Annotated in this window: 17 protein-coding genes; 13 read left to right on the top strand and 4 right to left on the bottom strand. The window is 61.7% G+C overall.

Features of this window, described 5'->3' with window-relative positions:
- Window positions 1-4: 4 nt before the first annotated feature.
- On the bottom strand, window positions 5-1,156 hold the full coding sequence (locus ACXAEH_RS05550) for a HupE/UreJ family protein (RefSeq protein WP_475031468.1): 1,152 nt from the start codon (window positions 1,154-1,156) through the stop codon (window positions 5-7).
- On the opposite strand from ACXAEH_RS05550, the gene ACXAEH_RS05555 reads away from it, so the two are divergent.
- The 4 genes from ACXAEH_RS05555 to ACXAEH_RS05570 all read left to right on the top strand — a co-directional run bounded on the left by ACXAEH_RS05555 (window position 1,155) and on the right by ACXAEH_RS05570 (window position 4,594).
- A complete protein-coding gene (locus ACXAEH_RS05555) occupies window positions 1,155-1,964 on the top strand; it encodes a DUF4198 domain-containing protein (protein WP_475031469.1) in 810 nt (269 codons plus the stop codon). The genes ACXAEH_RS05550 and ACXAEH_RS05555 overlap by 2 nt on opposite strands.
- Before the next feature lie 41 nt (window positions 1,965-2,005).
- Entirely contained in the window at window positions 2,006-2,914 is a 909-nt protein-coding gene (locus tag ACXAEH_RS05560; protein WP_475031470.1) for a PfkB family carbohydrate kinase, read from the top strand.
- Window positions 2,911-3,825 carry a pseudouridine-5'-phosphate glycosidase gene (locus ACXAEH_RS05565; protein ID WP_475031471.1) on the top strand — a complete coding sequence of 305 codons (915 nt, stop codon included), beginning with the start codon at window positions 2,911-2,913 and terminating at the stop codon, window positions 3,823-3,825. The genes ACXAEH_RS05560 and ACXAEH_RS05565 overlap by 4 nt, the downstream gene beginning before the upstream one ends.
- An 82-nt stretch (window positions 3,826-3,907) precedes the next feature.
- The gene (locus ACXAEH_RS05570; RefSeq protein WP_039161434.1) at window positions 3,908-4,594 is read left to right on the top strand and encodes a DUF502 domain-containing protein; all 687 of its coding nucleotides are present in this window, start codon (window positions 3,908-3,910) and stop codon (window positions 4,592-4,594) included.
- 4 nt (window positions 4,595-4,598) lie between these two features.
- On the opposite strand, the gene ACXAEH_RS05575 is transcribed toward ACXAEH_RS05570, so the two are convergent.
- Window positions 4,599-5,627, bottom strand: a complete 1,029-nt coding sequence (locus ACXAEH_RS05575; RefSeq protein ID WP_475031472.1) for a patatin-like phospholipase family protein — start codon at window positions 5,625-5,627, stop codon at window positions 4,599-4,601.
- Between the two features lie 101 nt (window positions 5,628-5,728).
- Window positions 5,729-6,502 carry a 3-hydroxybutyrate dehydrogenase gene (locus ACXAEH_RS05580; RefSeq protein ID WP_475031473.1) on the bottom strand — a complete coding sequence of 258 codons (774 nt, stop codon included), beginning with the start codon at window positions 6,500-6,502 and terminating at the stop codon, window positions 5,729-5,731.
- 323 nt (window positions 6,503-6,825) lie between these two features.
- Between ACXAEH_RS05580 and ACXAEH_RS05585 the strand changes: the two genes are divergently transcribed.
- The 5 genes from ACXAEH_RS05585 (at window position 6,826) to ACXAEH_RS05605 (ending at window position 11,063) form a co-directional block, all read left to right on the top strand.
- Window positions 6,826-8,646: an extracellular solute-binding protein gene (locus tag ACXAEH_RS05585; RefSeq protein ID WP_475031474.1), complete on the top strand. Its 1,821-nt coding sequence runs from the start codon at window positions 6,826-6,828 to the stop codon at window positions 8,644-8,646.
- Window positions 8,647-8,717: 71 nt separating this feature from the next.
- The gene (locus tag ACXAEH_RS05590; RefSeq protein ID WP_475031475.1) at window positions 8,718-9,551 is read left to right on the top strand and encodes an arsenate reductase/protein-tyrosine-phosphatase family protein; all 834 of its coding nucleotides are present in this window, start codon (window positions 8,718-8,720) and stop codon (window positions 9,549-9,551) included.
- Window positions 9,552-9,573: 22 nt separating this feature from the next.
- Entirely contained in the window at window positions 9,574-10,050 is a 477-nt protein-coding gene (locus ACXAEH_RS05595) for an arsenate reductase ArsC (RefSeq protein ID WP_475031476.1), read from the top strand.
- On the top strand, window positions 10,047-10,739 hold the full coding sequence (locus ACXAEH_RS05600; RefSeq protein WP_475031477.1) for an aquaporin: 693 nt from the start codon (window positions 10,047-10,049) through the stop codon (window positions 10,737-10,739). Before ACXAEH_RS05595 ends, ACXAEH_RS05600 begins: the two co-directional genes overlap by 4 nt.
- Window positions 10,740-10,832: 93 nt before the next feature.
- Window positions 10,833-11,063, top strand: coding sequence for a hypothetical protein (locus tag ACXAEH_RS05605; protein ID WP_039161423.1), 231 nt, complete (start codon window positions 10,833-10,835; stop codon window positions 11,061-11,063).
- Window positions 11,064-11,072: 9 nt separating this feature from the next.
- Here ACXAEH_RS05605 and ACXAEH_RS05610 read toward each other — a convergent pair whose 3' ends face one another.
- Complete coding sequence (locus tag ACXAEH_RS05610; RefSeq protein ID WP_475031478.1) at window positions 11,073-11,696, bottom strand: helix-turn-helix domain-containing protein; 624 nt, start codon at window positions 11,694-11,696, stop codon at window positions 11,073-11,075.
- Window positions 11,697-11,760: 64 nt separating this feature from the next.
- Between ACXAEH_RS05610 and ACXAEH_RS05615 the strand changes: the two genes are divergently transcribed.
- The 4 genes from ACXAEH_RS05615 (at window position 11,761) to ACXAEH_RS05630 (ending at window position 17,049) form a co-directional block, all read left to right on the top strand.
- Complete coding sequence (locus ACXAEH_RS05615) at window positions 11,761-13,266, top strand: class I adenylate-forming enzyme family protein (RefSeq protein ID WP_475031479.1); 1,506 nt, start codon at window positions 11,761-11,763, stop codon at window positions 13,264-13,266.
- A 5-nt stretch (window positions 13,267-13,271) separates the two neighbouring features.
- On the top strand, window positions 13,272-13,928 hold the full coding sequence (locus ACXAEH_RS05620) for a DsbA family oxidoreductase (protein ID WP_475031480.1): 657 nt from the start codon (window positions 13,272-13,274) through the stop codon (window positions 13,926-13,928).
- Window positions 13,929-14,115: 187 nt separating this feature from the next.
- Window positions 14,116-15,315 (top strand): multidrug effflux MFS transporter, encoded by a 1,200-nt coding sequence (locus ACXAEH_RS05625; protein ID WP_475031481.1) that lies wholly within the window; start codon window positions 14,116-14,118, stop codon window positions 15,313-15,315.
- Window positions 15,316-15,375: 60 nt separating this feature from the next.
- Window positions 15,376-17,049 carry a tetratricopeptide repeat protein gene (locus ACXAEH_RS05630; RefSeq protein ID WP_475031482.1) on the top strand — a complete coding sequence of 558 codons (1,674 nt, stop codon included), beginning with the start codon at window positions 15,376-15,378 and terminating at the stop codon, window positions 17,047-17,049.
- Window positions 17,050-17,103: the final 54 nt, after the last annotated feature.

Below are 17,103 nucleotides of genomic sequence, written 5' to 3' on the forward strand. Positions count from 1 at the left end.
GCTGTTACAGGAACACCCGCTCCGCAAACCAGTAGCCACCAATCATTGCGATAGTAACCGAAGCCGGGATCGCCACGCGGCCGCGGTATTTCGGATGCCGCCCGAACCACAGCCGCACCCCCAAATAGGCCACGGCAATAACCGCCAGCTGGCCCAGTTCCACTCCGACGTTGAACCCGATCAGCGCGGGCAGGAACTGGCTGGGCGGCAGGCCGAACGCGCCCAGCACCGAGGCAAACCCCAGCCCGTGCAAAAGGCCAAAGCCGAAGATCACAATGGTCCGCCAGCTGTGCAGCTTGCGGGCAAAGATGTTCTCGACCGCGACAAAGACAATCGACAGCGCAATCAGCGGCTCGACGATGCCTGGGTTCACATTGACCATGCCCAGCGCGCCCAGCGCCAGGGTGAGGGTATGGGCCACGGTGAACACGCTCACCTGCAGCAGCAGCGGCCGCACCCGCGGGCTGAGAAAGAACAGCCCCAGCACAAACAGGATATGGTCCAGCCCCTTGGGCAGGATATGGGTGAAGCCCACGGGGATATACTCCATGAAGGCCTCCACCGGTGTCTGAGCTGAACCGCCGCCGAGGGCTATCGGCGGCGAAGTCTCCCCTCCCTGCAGATAGCCGGTATAGGGCGCCTCTACGTCATTCTGCCGCAGGACCACACCACCGGATCCAATAGGCCATGCAATGCGCAGGCTTCGCGCTTGTGCAGGGATTTTCCCCGTCAGTTCCAGATAGGACGCGCGCGGCAGGCTTGTATCCCCTGCATCGGGAATGGTGATCCTGGAAACGCTCAGTTCCACCGGGCCGCCCGCCTCCAGCGAAAAGCCAGGCAGCCACTCCTCAGCAAAAAGCTGCACCATCGGTTCCAGCTCCTCTGCCCCCAGCGCGCGCAATTCGTCATAGTCGGCAGATTGCTCGGTCTGGTTGGTGTCCGACAGCCCGTCCAGGTTGATCCCGGCGACAAATGCCTCGGCATTCAGCCGCAGCTCCAGGGTGATCTGACCCTCCTTGACCGAGAAGTCGGCAATGGCAGGCGTCACCTCATGCGCCCGGGCGCTGGGGGCAGCTATTGCAACGGTACAGAACACCAGTGCAAATAGGATCTGCAGCCAAGTCATCCACCGCCCGGCAACCAAGGACAAATTCATGAAATCCTGCCTGTTCTGCTCAATGCTCTGCGCCGGGCTGACCCTGGGGCCCTCCCTGCTGTTATCTCACGAGTTTTGGATTGAGCCGGAAAAATATCAAGTCGAATCCGGCAAGCCCGTGGTGGCACGGCTGCGCAACGGACAGGAATTCAACGGCGCAGAGCAACCCTACCTGGATCATCGCATAGCCCGGTTCGAGGTGATGCAGGGGAACGCGGCGTTCCCCTATCTGGGCCGGATGGGAGACATGCCGGCCTTCACCGGGAATGCGACACAAGACGGGTTGAGCATTCTGATTCATCAGACCCAGCCGCAGACCTTGACCTATGACAGCTGGGAAGAGTTTCAGGCCTTCATAGACCACAAGGGAATTGACGGTGTTGGAAAGCTGCATCAAGCGCTTGGTCACCCAGAGGCCGGGTTCATCGAACAATACAGCCGTTATGCCAAGGCGCTTGTGGCGGTTGGCAAGGGCCAAGGCAGCGATCAGGAAGCCGGCCTGGAAACGGAAATCCTTGCCCTGGCCAATCCCTATACCGATGACTTGACCCACGGGCTGCCGGTGCGGGTCCTGTATCAAGGCAACCCGCGGCCCGCGGCGCAGGTCGAGATCTTCACCAAGGCGCCGGACGGGACCGTGTCCATCAGCACCTTACTTACGGATCAGCACGGCGAGACCCGTATTACCGTGGCCCCAGGGCATTCCTACCTGCTGGATTCCGTGGTGTTGCGCCCCGCCCCCAAGGGCAAAGATTACGTATGGGAAAGCCTTTGGGCGTCGCTGACCTTTGCCGTCCCGGCCCGGTGAAGCCGCTTGCAGAGCCCGCACAAAGGCGGCAATAGGTCATTATGACACAAGCTTCTGACCCTCAGTGCCCCGGTGTTCTTTGCATCGGATCCGTCCTTTGGGACATCATCGGCCGCTGCACCATGGAAATGCAGCGCGGCTCCGACATGCCCGGCCGCATCACCCGCCTGCCCGGCGGCGTCGCCATGAACATCGCCATGACGCTGTCCCGTTTCGGCATGAAACCGGCGCTGCTGACCGCAGTCGGGCGCGACCCGGAAGGCGATGAGCTGATCAATGCCTGCGGCCATTTCGGGCTGATCACCGATTACGTCTACCGCTCCGAGGATCTGCCAACCGACCGTTACATGGCTGTCGAAGGCGCCAACGGCTTGATCGCCGCTATTGCCGATGCCCATTCGCTTGAGGCCGCAGGCGACAAGATCCTGCGCCCGCTGTCAGATGGCACGCTGGGCACTGAGGCCGCGCCCTATGTGGGCCAAGTGGCCCTGGACGGTAATTTAACGCTGTCCCTGCTCGACGACATCGCCGCCAGTACAGCCTTTGCCAAGGCCGATCTGCGCGTTGCCCCCGCATCCCCCGGCAAGGCAGAACGCCTGCGCCCCTTCCTTACCCGCAACCGCGGCACGCTGTATGTGAACCTCGAAGAGGCCGGCATTCTATGCCAATCCGAATTCACCGAGAGCGAAACCGCCGCCAAGGCGATGCTGGACCGCGGCGCCGCCCGCGTGCTGGTTACCGACGGCGGCCGTTCCGCCACCGAGGCCGATGCAGACGGCGCTATCACCCTTGTCCCTCCACGTGTCACGGTCGCCCGTGTAACCGGTGCCGGGGATACCTTCATGGCCGCTCACATCGCCGCCGAAGCACGCGGTGAGGACCGCCGGACCGCTTTGGCCTCTGCGCTCAAGGCCGCCGCCACTTACGTTTCAGGAGAACCCCCGCTGTGATCGAGATCCAGTACTCAACCGAAATCCAGGCCGCCAAGGCCGGAGGCCGCGCCATTGTTGCGCTGGAAAGCACCATTATCACCCACGGCATGCCCTACCCGCAGAACGTCGAGGTCGCAGCGCAGGTTGAGCAGGACATCCGCGACGCAGGCGCGGTGCCAGCCACCATGGCGGTCATGAACGGCGTGCTGCACGTGGGATTGGAACCTGATCAGCTGCAATCGCTTGGCCAGGCCAAGGGTGTTGCCAAGATCTCCCGCGCCGACATGCCTGCTTGCATCGCCACTGGCGGCACCGGTGCCACCACGGTTGCCGCAACAATGATTGCGGCGCGTCTGGCCGGTATTGGTGTCTTTGCAACCGGCGGCATTGGCGGTGTGCATAAGGGGGCAGAGACCTCTTTCGACATTTCTGCCGACCTGATGGAGCTGGCGCAGACTCCGGTCACCGTTGTTGCGGCCGGAGCCAAGGCGATCCTCGACCTGCCCAAAACGCTGGAAGTGCTGGAGACCCAGGGCGTACCGGTCATCGCCTATGGCCAGGACAGCTTCCCTGCCTTCTGGTCGGCACAATCCGGGCTGAAAGCCCCTCTGCGGATGGACGATCCCGCCCAAATCGCCCGCGCCCACGCCACCCGCCAGGCGATGGGATTGCCCGGCGGCCAGCTGATCGCCAACCCGATCCCGGCCGAGGCGCAAATCGCCGCTGAGGACCTCGCCCCGGTGATCGCCCAGGCCCAATCCGAGGCGGACGCGCAAGGCGTCACCGGCAAGGATGTGACCCCGTTCCTGCTCCGCCGGATCTTCGAACTGACCGAAGGCCGCTCGCTCACCGCCAACATCGCTTTGGTGCGCAACAATGCCCGGCTCGCGGCAAAGATCGCACAGGAACTGAACAAACTGACACAATGACTTGATTTTCCGGGCCTAAACCATTGCTAGGCCCGGCATCAGCCCCTAGGTTCCACACGGAATTTCCGCAAAAAGCAGACCAATGACCACGCCTTTCGACGAAGAACCGCACCGCCGCCCCGGGTTGTTTGCCAGCCTGCGCGCCTCCTTCTTTACCGGCATCGTGGTCATCGCGCCGGTGGGGCTGACAATTTGGCTTCTGTGGTCTGTGATGGGCTGGATTGACAGCGTGGTGCTGCCGCTGGTGCCCACCACCTTCCGGCCGGAACAGTATATCGGCATCAACCTGCGCGGCGTCGGGCTGATCATCTTCCTGTTGTTCACCATTGTGGTGGGCTGGATCGCCAAGGGGATCCTCGGCCGGTCGCTGATCAGCTTCGCCGAAAGCCTGGTGGACCGGATGCCAGTGGTGCGCACGGTCTATTCCGGCATCAAGCAGATCTCTGAAACCGTCTTTGCCCAGTCCGAGCGCAGTTTCGAGAAAGCCTGCCTGGTGCAATACCCGCGCAAGGGCATCTGGGCGATCGGCTTTATCTCCACCACCGCCAAGGGCGAGATTGCCGAACGCGCCGAAACCAGCGGCGGTCTGGTGAGCGTCTTTCTCCCGACCACGCCGAACCCCACCTCGGGTTTCCTGCTGTTCGTGCCTGAGGAGGATGTGATCGAGCTGGAAATGTCTGTGGAAGACTCCGCCAAGCTGGTGATTTCAGCAGGTCTCGTCTACCCCAATCCCAAGGACCCGACCCAGCCGCCGGTGATGGGCAAGTAACCCCTCAGCCGAACATGGCCGGCAGGTCCACCGAAGACCGCAGGCCAAGGTTCTCCCGGTCTTCCGCCAGAAAGCGCTCCGCAGCCTGCCGCCCCGCCGATTTGAGCCGGACCAGGATCTGCGGCACCGGGATCAGCTTGGTGGAGACCGAGAGCTGCGTCATCAGCGCATCATCCGCGATCATATGCACCCTGACCTGCTTCATCCGTCCAGGCTCCAATGTGCCGTCTTCCAGCAGCCGCTGAACAAAGGAAATCGCCCGCAATTCGCGCAGCAGCGAGGAGTTGAAGCTGATCTCATTCACCCGGTTGCGGATCTGCTGCGGCGTCTTCGGGATTTCATCACGCTCCAGAGGGTTGATGTTCACCACCACCACATCCCCCGGCAGCTTTTGCCGGAACAGCGGAAACAGCGCCGGGTTACCTGTATAGCCTCCATCCCAATAGGCCTCGACGCGGCCGGTTTCGGGGTCCTTAATCTCCACCGCCTGAAACAAGTCCGGCAGGCAGGCCGAGGCGAGGACCGCATTGGTGCTGATGTCCGACCCTTCAAACACCCGGATTTTCCCTGTCCGCACACAGGTTGCGCAGACAAACAACTCCGGTCCGGCCCCCGTGCAGATGTCATCAAAGCACAGCTGGTCCACAATCTCCTGCAGCGGGTTCTTGTAGAACGGCCCATAGTGATAGGGCGAAATCGCCTGGCTCATCGTCTCCAGCGGGGAAAACGGCATCACGGCTTCCAAAGCGCCCGCCCAAGCCACCGCATCAAACCGCGTCAGCCAATGGGCAAAGCGCATGTCTCCCACCGCGCCCATCTTCTGCCAAAGGCCATCCAGTGCCGCCTTGGCGCCCTGCCGCCCGCCCTGCACCATGCCGGACTTGAACACCGCGCCGTTCAGCGCGCCCGCCGAGGTGCCGGTGATTGCGGCCACTTCGAGGCTGTCTTCCTCCAGCAGCCGGTCCAGCACCCCCCAGGTAAAGGCCCCATGCGCACCGCCGCCCTGCAAGGCAAGGTTAATCCGTATCACCAAACGCCACCTTCCAATTTCACCTTTGTGAAAATACTCCGGGGGTGAATTGCCCCTTTAAGGGCAAGAGGGGGCTGGCCCCCTCCCACCGTCACCGCAATCGCTTACAGCGCGGTCCAGCCGCCATCGACGCTCAGCGTGGTGCCCGTGATCTGCGCTGCCGCATCCGAGCACAGGAACACCGCCGTGCCGCCCAATTGCTCAACGGTGGCAAATTCCCGGCTTGGCTGGCGTTCCAGCATCACCTTCTTGATCACCTCTTCCCGGCCCATGCCGTATTTCTCCATGGTGTCCGGGATCTGCGCTTCCACCAGCGGCGTCAGCACATAGCCTGGGCAGATCGCATTGCAGGTGATCGGTTCTTCGGCGGTTTCCAGCGCTACTGTCTTGGTCATCCCCACAACCCCGTGCTTGGCCGCCACATAAGCCGCCTTGTAGGGCGAGGCCGTTAGCCCATGCGCCGAGGCGATATTGACGATCCGCCCCCAGCCGGCCGCCCGCATCCTGGGCAAGGCGGCAGCCATAGTGTGGAAATTCGAGTTCATGTTGATCGCGATAATCGCGTCCCACTTGTTCTGCGGAAACTCATCAATCGGCGCCACATGCTGGATGCCCGCATTGTTGATCAGGATGTCGCAGGCCCCGCCCTGCTCAACCAGTGCCCGGCAGTCTTCGCCTTTGGACATATCCGCGCGGATGTACTGGGCCTTGACGCTGAATTCACGGGCGATCCCGGCGGCAAGCGCGTGATCCTCCTCACGGTCGGTGAACGAGTTCAGCACCACATCGGCGCCTGCACGCGCCAGCTCGCGTGCAACACCCAGGCCTATGCCGGAGTTTGACCCGGTGATAACGGCGGTCTTCCCTTGCAAGGACATCTCTTTCCCCTTCCGCTGACTGAAACTGGCAGCACTGTGCCATGCTGCAGATGCAAAAGAAACGCGTAAGACTACGGATAAGCGGCGCCTTAACGCGGCGGCAATTGCAGGCGGGAGTGGAGAGATGCAGGTCAAAAAAAACGCCCGCACAAGGCGGGCGTTAGTTATTGAGGCAGGTTTCATACAGGCAAGAAACCTATCGAGCAGTGATCCCTTTATAAGCAATTTCCGGCTTTCGTCCAAGCTAAAAGTTTGAAAAGACGAAAAGGCGCGCGTAGCGTGCCTAGTCAAGAAAATAAGGGCAGAGCGGGATTGTTGGCAAAATGAGAAAAGAAAATTTCCCGAAACTGCGCATGGCACTGGCCGGAATCACTTGTCTCGCCGGCGCTAATTTTGCGCAAGCAGAATCAGCTCATGGCATAGCTATGTACGGCGACCCCGCCCTGCCACCGGATTTTGTGTCTCTGCCCTATGCCAACCCGGAAGCCCCCAAGGGCGGCAAAGTTGTTTTCGGCAATACCGGCGGCTTTGACTCGCTGAACCCTTTCACGCTGAAAGGCACCGTTCCCTGGCAACTGAGGTTCTGGAGTTACGAAAGCCTGATGGGCCGTTCCTGGGATGAGCCATTTACGCTTTACGGGCTGCTGGCCGAATTGGTTGAAGTGCCCGAGGACCGGTCCTGGGTCGAATTCACCCTGCGCGAGGAGGCCCGATTCTCCGATGGCAGCCCGGTGACCGTCGAAGATGTGATCTGGTCTTACGAGACACTCGGGACCAAAGGCCACCCCCGCTACCGCGGTTTCTGGGGCAAAGTCGGACGGATCGAACAGACCGGCCCGCGCAGCCTGCGCCTGACCTTCAACACCGAAGACCGGGAGCTGGCGCTGATCGCAGGCCTGCGTCCAATCCTCAAGAAGGCGCAATGGGAGGGCAAGGATTTCGGCAGCGATACCATTACCGGCGCCCCCATCGGCACCGGTGCCTATGTGGTGACAAATTTCGAGCCAGGACGCTTTGTTACCCTGTCCCGCAATCCCGAATACTGGGGCAAAAACCTGCCGTTCCGCCGCGGCACCCAGAATTTTGACGAACTGCGCATCGACTTTTTCGGCGACCAGACCGTGCTGTTCGAGGCCTTCAAGGCGGGCGAGCTGAGCGCGGTGCGCGAGTTCAACGCAAACAAGTGGGACACAGCCTATGGCTTTCCTGCCGTTGTCCGCGGCGATGTGGTTAAAAGTGAAATCCCCCATCAGCGCCCGTCCGGCATGACCGGGCTGGTGATGAACACCCGCCGCGCGCCACTGGATGACTGGCGCGTTCGTGAGGCGCTGCTGTTTGCCTTCAACTTTGAATATATCAATGAAACAATAACAAATGGAGTGTTGCCTCGGATCCCTTCCTATTTCTCAGGCACCGTTCTTGGAATGCTTCCCGGTGCGGCCGAAGGCAAAGTCCAAGCCCTATTAACTCCATACAGGGATACGCTGCTGCCGGGGACGCTGGAAGGCTATACCCTGCCGCAAGGGGATGGCAGCAAGCGCAACCGCAGCAATCTACGCAAAGCAATGAAACTGCTGGGTGAGGCGGGCTGGACCGTCACTGATGGCGTGCTGCGCAATGCAGAAGGAACGGCGCTGAAACTCAACGTCCTGATCCGACAGGGCGACGCTGAAATGAAGACCGTGGTGGAAATCTACACCCGCGCGCTGGAGCGGCTGGGCATCACCTTGACCGCCGAAATCGTTGATAACGCACAATATGTCGAGCGGAGGAACGAATACGCTTTCGACCTGACCCGCTACCGCCGGGAAATGTCGTTGAGCCCAGGCAATGAACAACGGTACTATTGGGGCCGCGAAGGTGTCACCCAGCCTGGCAGCCGAAACCTGATGGGCATGGACAGCCCGGCAGTGAAGGCGATGATCGATGCTATGCTCACCGCGGAAATCCAAGAAGATTTCACCGCCGCCGTGCGCGCACTTGACCGCGTGCTGACCGCCGGGCGCTATGTGATCCCCTTCTGGCAGTTTGATGTGGGCCGCATCGCCCATATCAAACAGATGCGCTTCCCGGAAGCCATTCCAGCTTATGGCGACCGGGGTACCATCTTCATGCCGGACGTCTGGTGGTATCAGGCCGATTGACGGCCTGAGCACCAGTTCCCTAGCTGCCAAGCCCGTTGACACGCCCCATCTACTTCCATATTTCATGAATCATGGAAATAGAAATCACTGATAAACTCGGCGCTCTGGCGCATCCGAACCGGTTGGCGCTGTTCCGCCTGCTGATGCGCCGTTATCCGGATGGCGTGCCCGCGGGCGAGATCGCCACAGCGCTGGAGTTCAAAGCCAATACCGCCTCCGCTTACCTGTCCGTGCTGAAACAGGCTGGGCTGATCAGCCAGCAGCGGATCGGCACCTCTTTGATGTACACCGCCGACCTTCCCGGCCTGCGCGGCATGTTCGACAATCTTCTGTCGGGCTGCTGCCAGAACCGGCCGGACATTTGCATGCCAGTAAAAAGCGAAGGCAAAATCATGCCGTCAATCGAACGCCCGCTGAACGTCCTGTTCATCTGCACCGGAAACTCGGCCAGATCGCTGCTGGCCGAAGCCATCCTGAACATCGAGGGCGAAGGCAAGTTCCAGGCCTATTCGGCCGGCACCCGCCCTTCGCCTGGCCCGCGCCCCGAAGTAACGGCGTTGCTGCAGGCCAAGGGTTACGACACCGCCAAGCTGCACTCCAAGGATCTGGACAAGTTTTCCGCAGAAGATGCGCCGCAGATGGATTTCATCTTCACCGTCTGCGACAACGCCGCCAACGAGGAATGCCCGGCCTGGCCCGGCCAGCCGATGAGCGCCCATTGGGGCCTTGCCGACCCGGTCAAGGCAGAAGGCACCGAAGCCGAACGCCGTCTCGCCTTTCAGCAAGCCTATGGCCTCTTGCGGAACCGGATCAAAGCTTTCGTGGCGCTGCCTTTCGAAACTCTCAACCGCATGTCGCTCCAGCATCAAGTGGACGATATCGGCCGCCTGCACTTTTCCGGCTAACCCTAAAGAACGGTCAACACCCATGAACATTCTTGTCCTCTGCACGGGCAACTCAGCACGCTCCATCTTGCTTGAGTCGATCTTCAACACCCTTGGCACGGGCCGCGTCCGCGCGTATTCCGCCGGCTCCAGCCCGGCCGGCAAAGTACACCCGCAATCGCTGGTGCTGCTGGGAGAGCTGGCCCATGACACCAGCAGCGCCCGCTCCAAGAGCTGGGATGAGTTTGCCGAGGACGCTGCGCCCAAAATGGATGTCGTGATCACCGTCTGCGCCTCTGCCGCAGGCGAAACCTGCCCCGTCTGGCCCGGAGCTCCGGTCCGCACTCATTGGGGGGTAGAAGATCCGGCAGCGGCTGAGCAGCCCGAATGGGATCAGGCCTTCCGCACCGCCTACATCACGCTGGAGAAGCGTGCCAAGGCGCTGCTGGAACTGCCGTTCGAAACCATGCCCCCGGTCGAGCTGAGCCAGCAGCTCAAGCGGATTGGAGAGATCGTATGACCGCACAGAAACTGCTGGCCGAAGGCCTTGGCACAGCCATGCTGCTGGTCGGCGTGGTCGGGTCCGGCATCATGGCTGAAAACCTGGCAGACGGGAATGCCGCTCTGGCGCTGCTGGCCAATGCCATTGCCACCGGCTGTATGCTTTATGCCATCATCACCACCTTGGGGCCGGTTTCCGGAGCCCATTTCAACCCCGCGGTCACGATTGCCTTTGCGCTGCGCGGGGAGCATCCCTGGAGCGCGGCTGCCCCTTATATCCTGGTGCAGATCGGCGGTGGCGTCCTAGGCGTCTGGGCCAGCCACATGATGTTCGATCTTGCAATATTGCAAAGCTCTGCCACGATGCACCGCACCGGAAGCGCGCAGTGGTTCTCAGAAATTCTGGCGACCTTTGGGCTGCTGTTCGTGATTTTCGGGGGCCTTCGTTCGCGCCCGGAAGCTGTCCCCGTTCTGGTCGGCCTCTATATCACCGGCGCCTATTGGTACACGTCCTCAACCAGCTTCGCCAATCCGGCAGTAACCATCGCCCGCGGCTTCACCGACACCTTTGCAGGCATCTATCCAGGTCACATTCCGATGTTCATCCTGATGCAGCTGATTGCCGTCGGTATTGCCCATGTGGTTCTGACCCGTTTGTTTGCGGTACCATCCAACCCGGCAGAATCCCGCCCAGCCAGGCAGGGCTGACGGGCCGGGCCGGCCGTGCCGTTACAAAATGACGCAAAAAGTGTTACCATGGGGGGCCAAGAACCATAAACAGTTTGTCAGGGAGTGCCCCCCATGCCTGTACAAGCAGCCGCTGCCAGCTGGATTGACAGGATGCCTCGCATCAAACAACGCTTTCCGCATTTGAAAGCCAGCAACGCACCGTCGCTATTGGATGACCGGGACAAGTTCGTCGCCTATCTGGCCCGCACCCACCACCTTACCTTGAATGAAGCCAAGGAAGAGGTGGATGATTTCCTCTATATCGAAAGCCTGCTGAGAGAGCTGGACGGCCGCCCGCACTAATCCCGGGCGTCAGGCCAGAGATGTCACCCAGAGGATCATTGCATCTTCAGGGCTGACGGAAATGACATTGTGCCCCATGGCAGCGTCGTAATATGCGCTGTCTCCACGCCGCATTTCGATCGGCTCGTAGAATTCCGTGTAAAGCTTGACCACTCCGGTCAGCACATAGAGGAATTCCTCGCCGTCATGGCGTACCCAGCCGTCAAATTCTTCCATTGACCGTGCCCGCACCCGCGCCCGGTACGGCAGCATCTGCTTGCGCGACAGCCCGTCCGCCAGCAGCTCATGCTCGTATGTCGCAGTGGCATGCGCGGCGCCGTCACCGGACTTGGTCACCGTCATCCGGCCGTTCACCTGGTCCCGCTGCGGCGGGGTGAACAGCTGCGGCACGGAGATCTGCAGGCCCACGGCCAGCTTCTTCAACGCGTCGTAAGTCGGTGACATCTGGCCATTTTCGATTTTGGACAGGGTCGAACGCGCCAGCCCCGCCTGATTGGCGGCATGTTCCAATGTCCAATCCCGCGCCTTGCGCAGCTCGCGCACGCGGGCGCCCAGGTCCAGGGGTTCGGCTTCGTCTTCGCCGCCGCTTGCGCGGGCGATGGTGATCAGGGATTTGGGGTCGCGGCCAGTCATAGCCATTCTATAAGCCGCGCTCACGCCGCTTGCAACGCAGGACGGTGCGGGCTAGCCAATTGCCATGCTGTCGATATTTGATCAGGGGCCCTTTGCGCCCTGCCCCGCGCCCTTCAATCTCGCCGCCCATGTGCTGCGCCATGCCTCGCGCCTTGACAGCAAGACCGCGCTGTCGGTTCTCGACGGCCAGACTTGTGAAGATTGGAGCTATGCCCGCCTCGAGGCCGCTGTGCGCGGCACCGGCACCGGGTTGCTGCAGGCTGGACTCACGCCCGGGGACATCGTTCTGATGCGGCTGGGGAACACGGTCGAGTTTCCCATTGCCTATCTCGGCGCCATCGCTGCGGGTCTGGTGCCGGTGCCGACCTCGGCCCAGCTGACCGAGCCGGAAACCGCCCGGATGATCGCAGATCTGAACCCGGCCGCAGTGCTGCGCGACCCTGCCGTGCCATGTGCGAGTCACCCGCTGCAGATCAGCACGGCCGACTTGTTGAAAATGCACGCGTTACCCCCTTGTGAGTACGCCTTTGGCGACCCGGAACGGCTCGCCTATGTGGTCTACACTTCGGGAACAAGCGGAAATCCGCGCGCGGTGGCGCACGCGCACCGGGCGGTGTGGGCGCGGCAGATGATGGTCGATGGCTGGTACGGTCTGACACAGGATGACCGGCTGCTGCATGCGGGAGCTTTCAACTGGACCTATACGCTGGGAACCGGGCTGATGGACCCATGGGCTGCGGGCGCCACGGCGCTGATCCCTGCCCCCGGAACATCGCCAGACAAGCTGCCGGATTTGCTGCGCGAACACCGGGCGACAATCTTTGCGGCTGCTCCCGGAGTTTACCGCAAGTTCCTGGGCGGCGGGCCTCTGGAATTGCCATCCCTGCGGCACGGGCTTTGCGCAGGTGAAAAGCTCTCCCGTCACCTGCATGAGGCTTGGGAGGCTGCCTCCGGCTGCGGTCTCTACGAGGCCTTCGGCATGTCGGAATGCTCAACTTTCATTTCTTCTTCACCGCTCCGCCCGGCGCAAGACGGCGCTCTGGGCCAGCCGCAGCCAGGCCGCAAGGTGGCCATAATCGGCCCGGACGGCCCGGTGCCCCAGGACGGCGAAGGCACCATCGCCATTCATCGCTCGGACCCCGGGCTGATGCTTGGCTACCTGAACGCGCCAGCAGAGACCGCCGCCCGCTATCATGGCGACTGGTTCCTGACCGGCGATCAAGGGGCAATGTCAGAGAACGGCCAGATCCGCTATCTGGGCCGCAGCGATGACATGATGAATGCCGGCGGCTACCGGGTCTCTCCGATCGAGGTGGAAACCGCTCTGGCAGCCCATCCCGGCGTCACTCAGGCCGGCGCAGCAGCGGTGGAGATCAAGGCCGACACTTTTATCATCGCCGCCTTCTACACCGGTCCCAAAGAGTTGAACGCCACCGACTTGCAGGCCTTTGCATCCCAGCGTCTGGCCCGCTACAAGCAGCCCCGCGTCTATGTCCATCTCGACGCCCTGCCGACCGGCGGCAATGGCAAACTGCTGCGCCGCGCCCTGCCCGCCCTGTTCAAAGGATGACCCCAATGGCCACCGTCAAGCTCGACATCCTGTCGGACCCGATCTGCCCCTGGTGCTATATCGGCAAGACCCACCTGGACAAGGCACTTGCCGAGGTGCCAGGCCACCCCTTTGTCATTGAATGGCATCCGTTCCAATTGAACCCCGACATGCCGCGCGAAGGCATGGACCGGCGCGAATACCTGGAGCGCAAGTTCGGCGGCAAGGAAGGCGCGGTCAAAGCCTATGCACCAGTGGTAGAACACGCCGAAAAGGCTGGTCTCACAATCAATTTCGAAGCAATGAAACGCACCCCCAACACGCTGGATGCGCACCGCTTGATCCATTGGGCCGGGATCGAGGGCAGGCAGACGCAGGTCGTGGATGCGTTGTTCAAGGCCTACTTCGTGGATGCTAAGGACATCGGCGACCATGGGGTGCTGACAGAGATCGCCAAGGATGCCGGTCTGGACGCCGACGCCACCGCCCGGCTCCTGGAAGGCGACAGCGATGCCGAGGCTATCCGGGACCGCGACGCTCACTCCCGCAAGATGGGCGTGACCTCGGTGCCGACCTTTATCGTTGCCAGCCAGCACGCAGTGCCCGGCGCCCAGCCCCCGGAGCTGTGGAAACAGGTGATCGAAGACATTCTGCAGCAGCTGAAGGCCGCCGGGGCCGAATAACCCCGCACAATTACTTAGCATCGCAACAATGCACAGGACTCTGTGCGGCCGGGCGCTGGCCCGGATGACGGATTCGTGATAGCGGAAGCAGACGGCTCCCAGACCGGCCCCGCTCCCGGGGGACCGCCTGCAGTGCCGCCCGAGGTTTCAAATGTCACAAATCCAGGACCAAACGCCGGCCCATGGTATGGCCAAGGCGGAATTCATTGCGCTGATCGCAATGATGTTCGCCACCATTGCCCTGTCGATCGACGCCATGCTGCCCGCCCTGCCGGAAATCGGCCAGTCGCTGAGCCCGGACAATATCAACCGGGCGCAGCTGGTGCTGACGTCCTTTGTGCTGGGCATGGGGCTTGGCACCTTCTTCACCGGCCCGCTGTCAGATGCTTTTGGCCGCAAGCCGGTCGCTGCCGCAGGATGCATTCTTTACATCCTCTGCGCCTTGACCGCCTGGCTGTCGCCGTCGCTGGAGGTACTGCTGATCTCCCGCGTGCTGATGGGGATCGGTGCGGCCGGTCCGCGGATTGTGGGGGTTGCCATTGTCCGCGACCTTTATTCGGGGCGCGAAATGGCGCGGCTGATGTCGATTGCCATGATGATCTTCATGATCGTTCCGGCCATTGCCCCTCTGATGGGTGCCGGCATCATTGCGGTTTCCAGCTGGCGCGCCATTTTCCTGTCGTTTGCACTGTTTGCCACCGTCATTGTTCTGTGGACCAGCATCCGCCTGCCGGAAACACTGGCCGTGGAAGACCGCCGCGCCTTCCGCACGCCTTTGCTGATGGCCGCCGTCAAGGAAATGATGGCACATCCCACCGTCCGCCTGTCGATCTTCGTGCAAACGCTCTGCCTCGGCATGCTGTTCACCATGCTGACGATGGTGCAGCCGGTCTATGACATCATCTTTGATCGCGCAGACAGCTTTCCGTATTGGTTCGGGCTGGTTGCAGCGATTTCCGGCACTGCCAGCCTGCTGAACGCAGCCATCGTGGTCCGGATCGGCATGCGCCGCATCGTCACCGTATCGCTGGCCGCGCAGATCGCGGTCACCGGCGGCATGCTGCTGATCAGCGGCTGGAGCCTGCCGGACCCCTGGATGTTCGGATTGTTTGTTGCCTGGCAGGCCAGCGTTTTTTTCATGGTCGGCACCACGGTCGGCAACCTGAATGCCATGGCAATGGAACCGATGGGGCATATCGCCGGCATGGCGGCCTCGGTGATCGGTGCGATTTCGACTGTTCTGGCCGCTGCTATCGCCGCTCCTGTTGGCCTGCTGTTCGACGGCTCTTTGGTGCCGCTGGCTGGCGGGCTTTTGATCATGGCCTGCCTTGCGTTTCTCCTGATGCTGCAAATGGCCAAGGCCGAGGCCCGGCTGCCCGCAGAATAACCGCCTTGCCCGGTTCCGGCTGCCCCCATAACCTCTCCAAGCAATTGGGGAGGTTTTTTCATGGCATACGATTACAATCTCGGCAGCTACTCCTGCCCGGTCACTACCAATTCTCCCGAGGCACAGCTTTGGTTCGACCGCGGCCTGATCTGGACCTACGGCTACAACCACGAAGAAGCCATCGCCTGTTTCCGCCGCGCATTGGAACAGGACCCGGACTGTGCCATGGCTCATTGGGGCGCCGCCTATGCCGCCGGGCCGAACTACAACCTGCCCTGGGACCTGCGTGATGCCAAAAGCCGTGCCGAGGCGCTGGCTGAGGCCTATGACGCAGCGCAATCCGCCCTTGCTTGCATTGATGGTTGCACCGACGTTGAACAGCAGCTGATCCGCGCCATACAGGCCCGATACCCGCAGCGCGAGCCCGGTGAGGATATGCACGCCTGGGACTACGACTTTGCCGAGACGATGCGCGCGGCCTTTGCAGCCTGCCCGGGTCATCTGGACCTGCGCACCGTCTATGCCGAGAGCCTGCTGAACCTGACCCCCTGGAAGATGTGGGACCTGAAGACCGGCGCGCCCGCCGAGGGTGCAGCCACACTGGAAGCACAGGAAGTGCTGGAAGAGGCGATGGAGAGTGAAAAGGGCGCCATGCAGCACCCGGGTCTGCTGCATCTCTATGTGCATCTGATGGAGATGTCGCCGGAGCCCGAAAAGGCGCTGAAAGCCGCGGATGCCCTGCGCACGCTGGTGCCGGATGCGGGCCATCTGGTGCATATGCCAACCCATATCGACGTGCTCTGCGGCGATTATCAAAGCGTGGTCTTTTGGAACCAGAAAGCAATCGAAGCGGACCTGAAATTCTACGCACGCGAAGGCGCTTTCAACATCTATACCGGTTACCGCCAGCACAATTACCACTTTGTCATATACGGCGCGATGTTCCTGGGCCAGCTTGAGCCGGCGCTGGCCGCCAACCAGGGCATACTGGATACCACCCCGCCGGAAATGCTGCTGGTCGAAAGCCCGCCCATCGCAGATTTCTTTGAAAGCTACCTGGCAATGCACCCGCATATCCTGCTCCGCTTTGGCCGCTGGGAGGAGGCGATGGCGCTGGAGCTGCCGGAGGATCCGGCGCTGTACTGCACCCTGACCGCCAACACCCATTACGCCCGCGCCATTGCCTATGCTGCAACCGGCCGCGTGACAGAAGCCGAGGCTGAGGAGCAGTTGTTCCTCGCAGCCAAGATCCGGGTGCCGGAGAGCCGCCGCCTGCACAATAATAAAGTCGCTGATCTGCTTGAGATCGCAACGGAAATGCTGCGGGGAGAGATCGAGTACCGCAAACAAAACTACGACGCGGCTTTTGCCCATCTGCGCCACTCTGCTGAACTCGACGACAACCTGCCATACGATGAGCCCTGGGGCTGGATGCAACCCACCCGCCACGCGCTGGGTGCGCTGCTGTTTGAACAGGGCCATTTTGAGGAAGCCGAGGCCGTCTACCGTGCCGACCTCGGGCTGGATGGCACCCTGTCGCGCGCCTCTGTGCATCCCGGCAATATCTGGAGCCTGAAGGGCCTGCATGATTGCCTGAAGGCCCGCGGTGAACGCGTTGAAATCCGGCACATAAAACAGCAGCTGGACCTGGCGCTCGCACGGGCGGACCGAGCCGTCGGCGCGTCCTGCTTCTGCGCCCAGGCGGCGATGGCACCAAGCCCCGGCTGCGGCTGATCAAATTTCTTGAAAAAGAAATTTGCCAAGGAAATTCAAGTTTCCTTGGCGCCA

The sequence above is a fragment of the Leisingera sp. ABM4_060 genome (assembly GCF_056158765.1).

Bases quoted from the DNA above. Each gene is read 5' to 3' on its own strand.
- ACXAEH_RS05555 (WP_475031469.1), top strand. From the start codon at position 1,155: ATGAAATCCTGCCTGTTCTGCTCAATGCTCTGCGCCGGGCTGACCCTG.
- ACXAEH_RS05550 (WP_475031468.1), bottom strand. From the start codon at position 1,156: ATGAATTTGTCCTTGGTTGCCGGGCGGTGGATGACTTGGCTGCAGATC.
- ACXAEH_RS05560 (WP_475031470.1), top strand. From the start codon at position 2,006: ATGACACAAGCTTCTGACCCTCAGTGCCCCGGTGTTCTTTGCATCGGA.
- ACXAEH_RS05570 (WP_039161434.1), top strand. From the start codon at position 3,908: ATGACCACGCCTTTCGACGAAGAACCGCACCGCCGCCCCGGGTTGTTT.
- ACXAEH_RS05580 (WP_475031473.1), bottom strand. From the start codon at position 6,502: ATGTCCTTGCAAGGGAAGACCGCCGTTATCACCGGGTCAAACTCCGGC.
- ACXAEH_RS05585 (WP_475031474.1), top strand. From the start codon at position 6,826: ATGAGAAAAGAAAATTTCCCGAAACTGCGCATGGCACTGGCCGGAATC.
- ACXAEH_RS05590 (WP_475031475.1), top strand. From the start codon at position 8,718: ATGGAAATAGAAATCACTGATAAACTCGGCGCTCTGGCGCATCCGAAC.
- ACXAEH_RS05595 (WP_475031476.1), top strand. From the start codon at position 9,574: ATGAACATTCTTGTCCTCTGCACGGGCAACTCAGCACGCTCCATCTTG.
- ACXAEH_RS05600 (WP_475031477.1), top strand. From the start codon at position 10,047: ATGACCGCACAGAAACTGCTGGCCGAAGGCCTTGGCACAGCCATGCTG.
- ACXAEH_RS05605 (WP_039161423.1), top strand. From the start codon at position 10,833: ATGCCTGTACAAGCAGCCGCTGCCAGCTGGATTGACAGGATGCCTCGC.
- ACXAEH_RS05610 (WP_475031478.1), bottom strand. From the start codon at position 11,696: ATGACTGGCCGCGACCCCAAATCCCTGATCACCATCGCCCGCGCAAGC.
- ACXAEH_RS05615 (WP_475031479.1), top strand. From the start codon at position 11,761: ATGCTGTCGATATTTGATCAGGGGCCCTTTGCGCCCTGCCCCGCGCCC.
- ACXAEH_RS05620 (WP_475031480.1), top strand. From the start codon at position 13,272: ATGGCCACCGTCAAGCTCGACATCCTGTCGGACCCGATCTGCCCCTGG.
- ACXAEH_RS05625 (WP_475031481.1), top strand. From the start codon at position 14,116: ATGGCCAAGGCGGAATTCATTGCGCTGATCGCAATGATGTTCGCCACC.
- ACXAEH_RS05630 (WP_475031482.1), top strand. From the start codon at position 15,376: ATGGCATACGATTACAATCTCGGCAGCTACTCCTGCCCGGTCACTACC.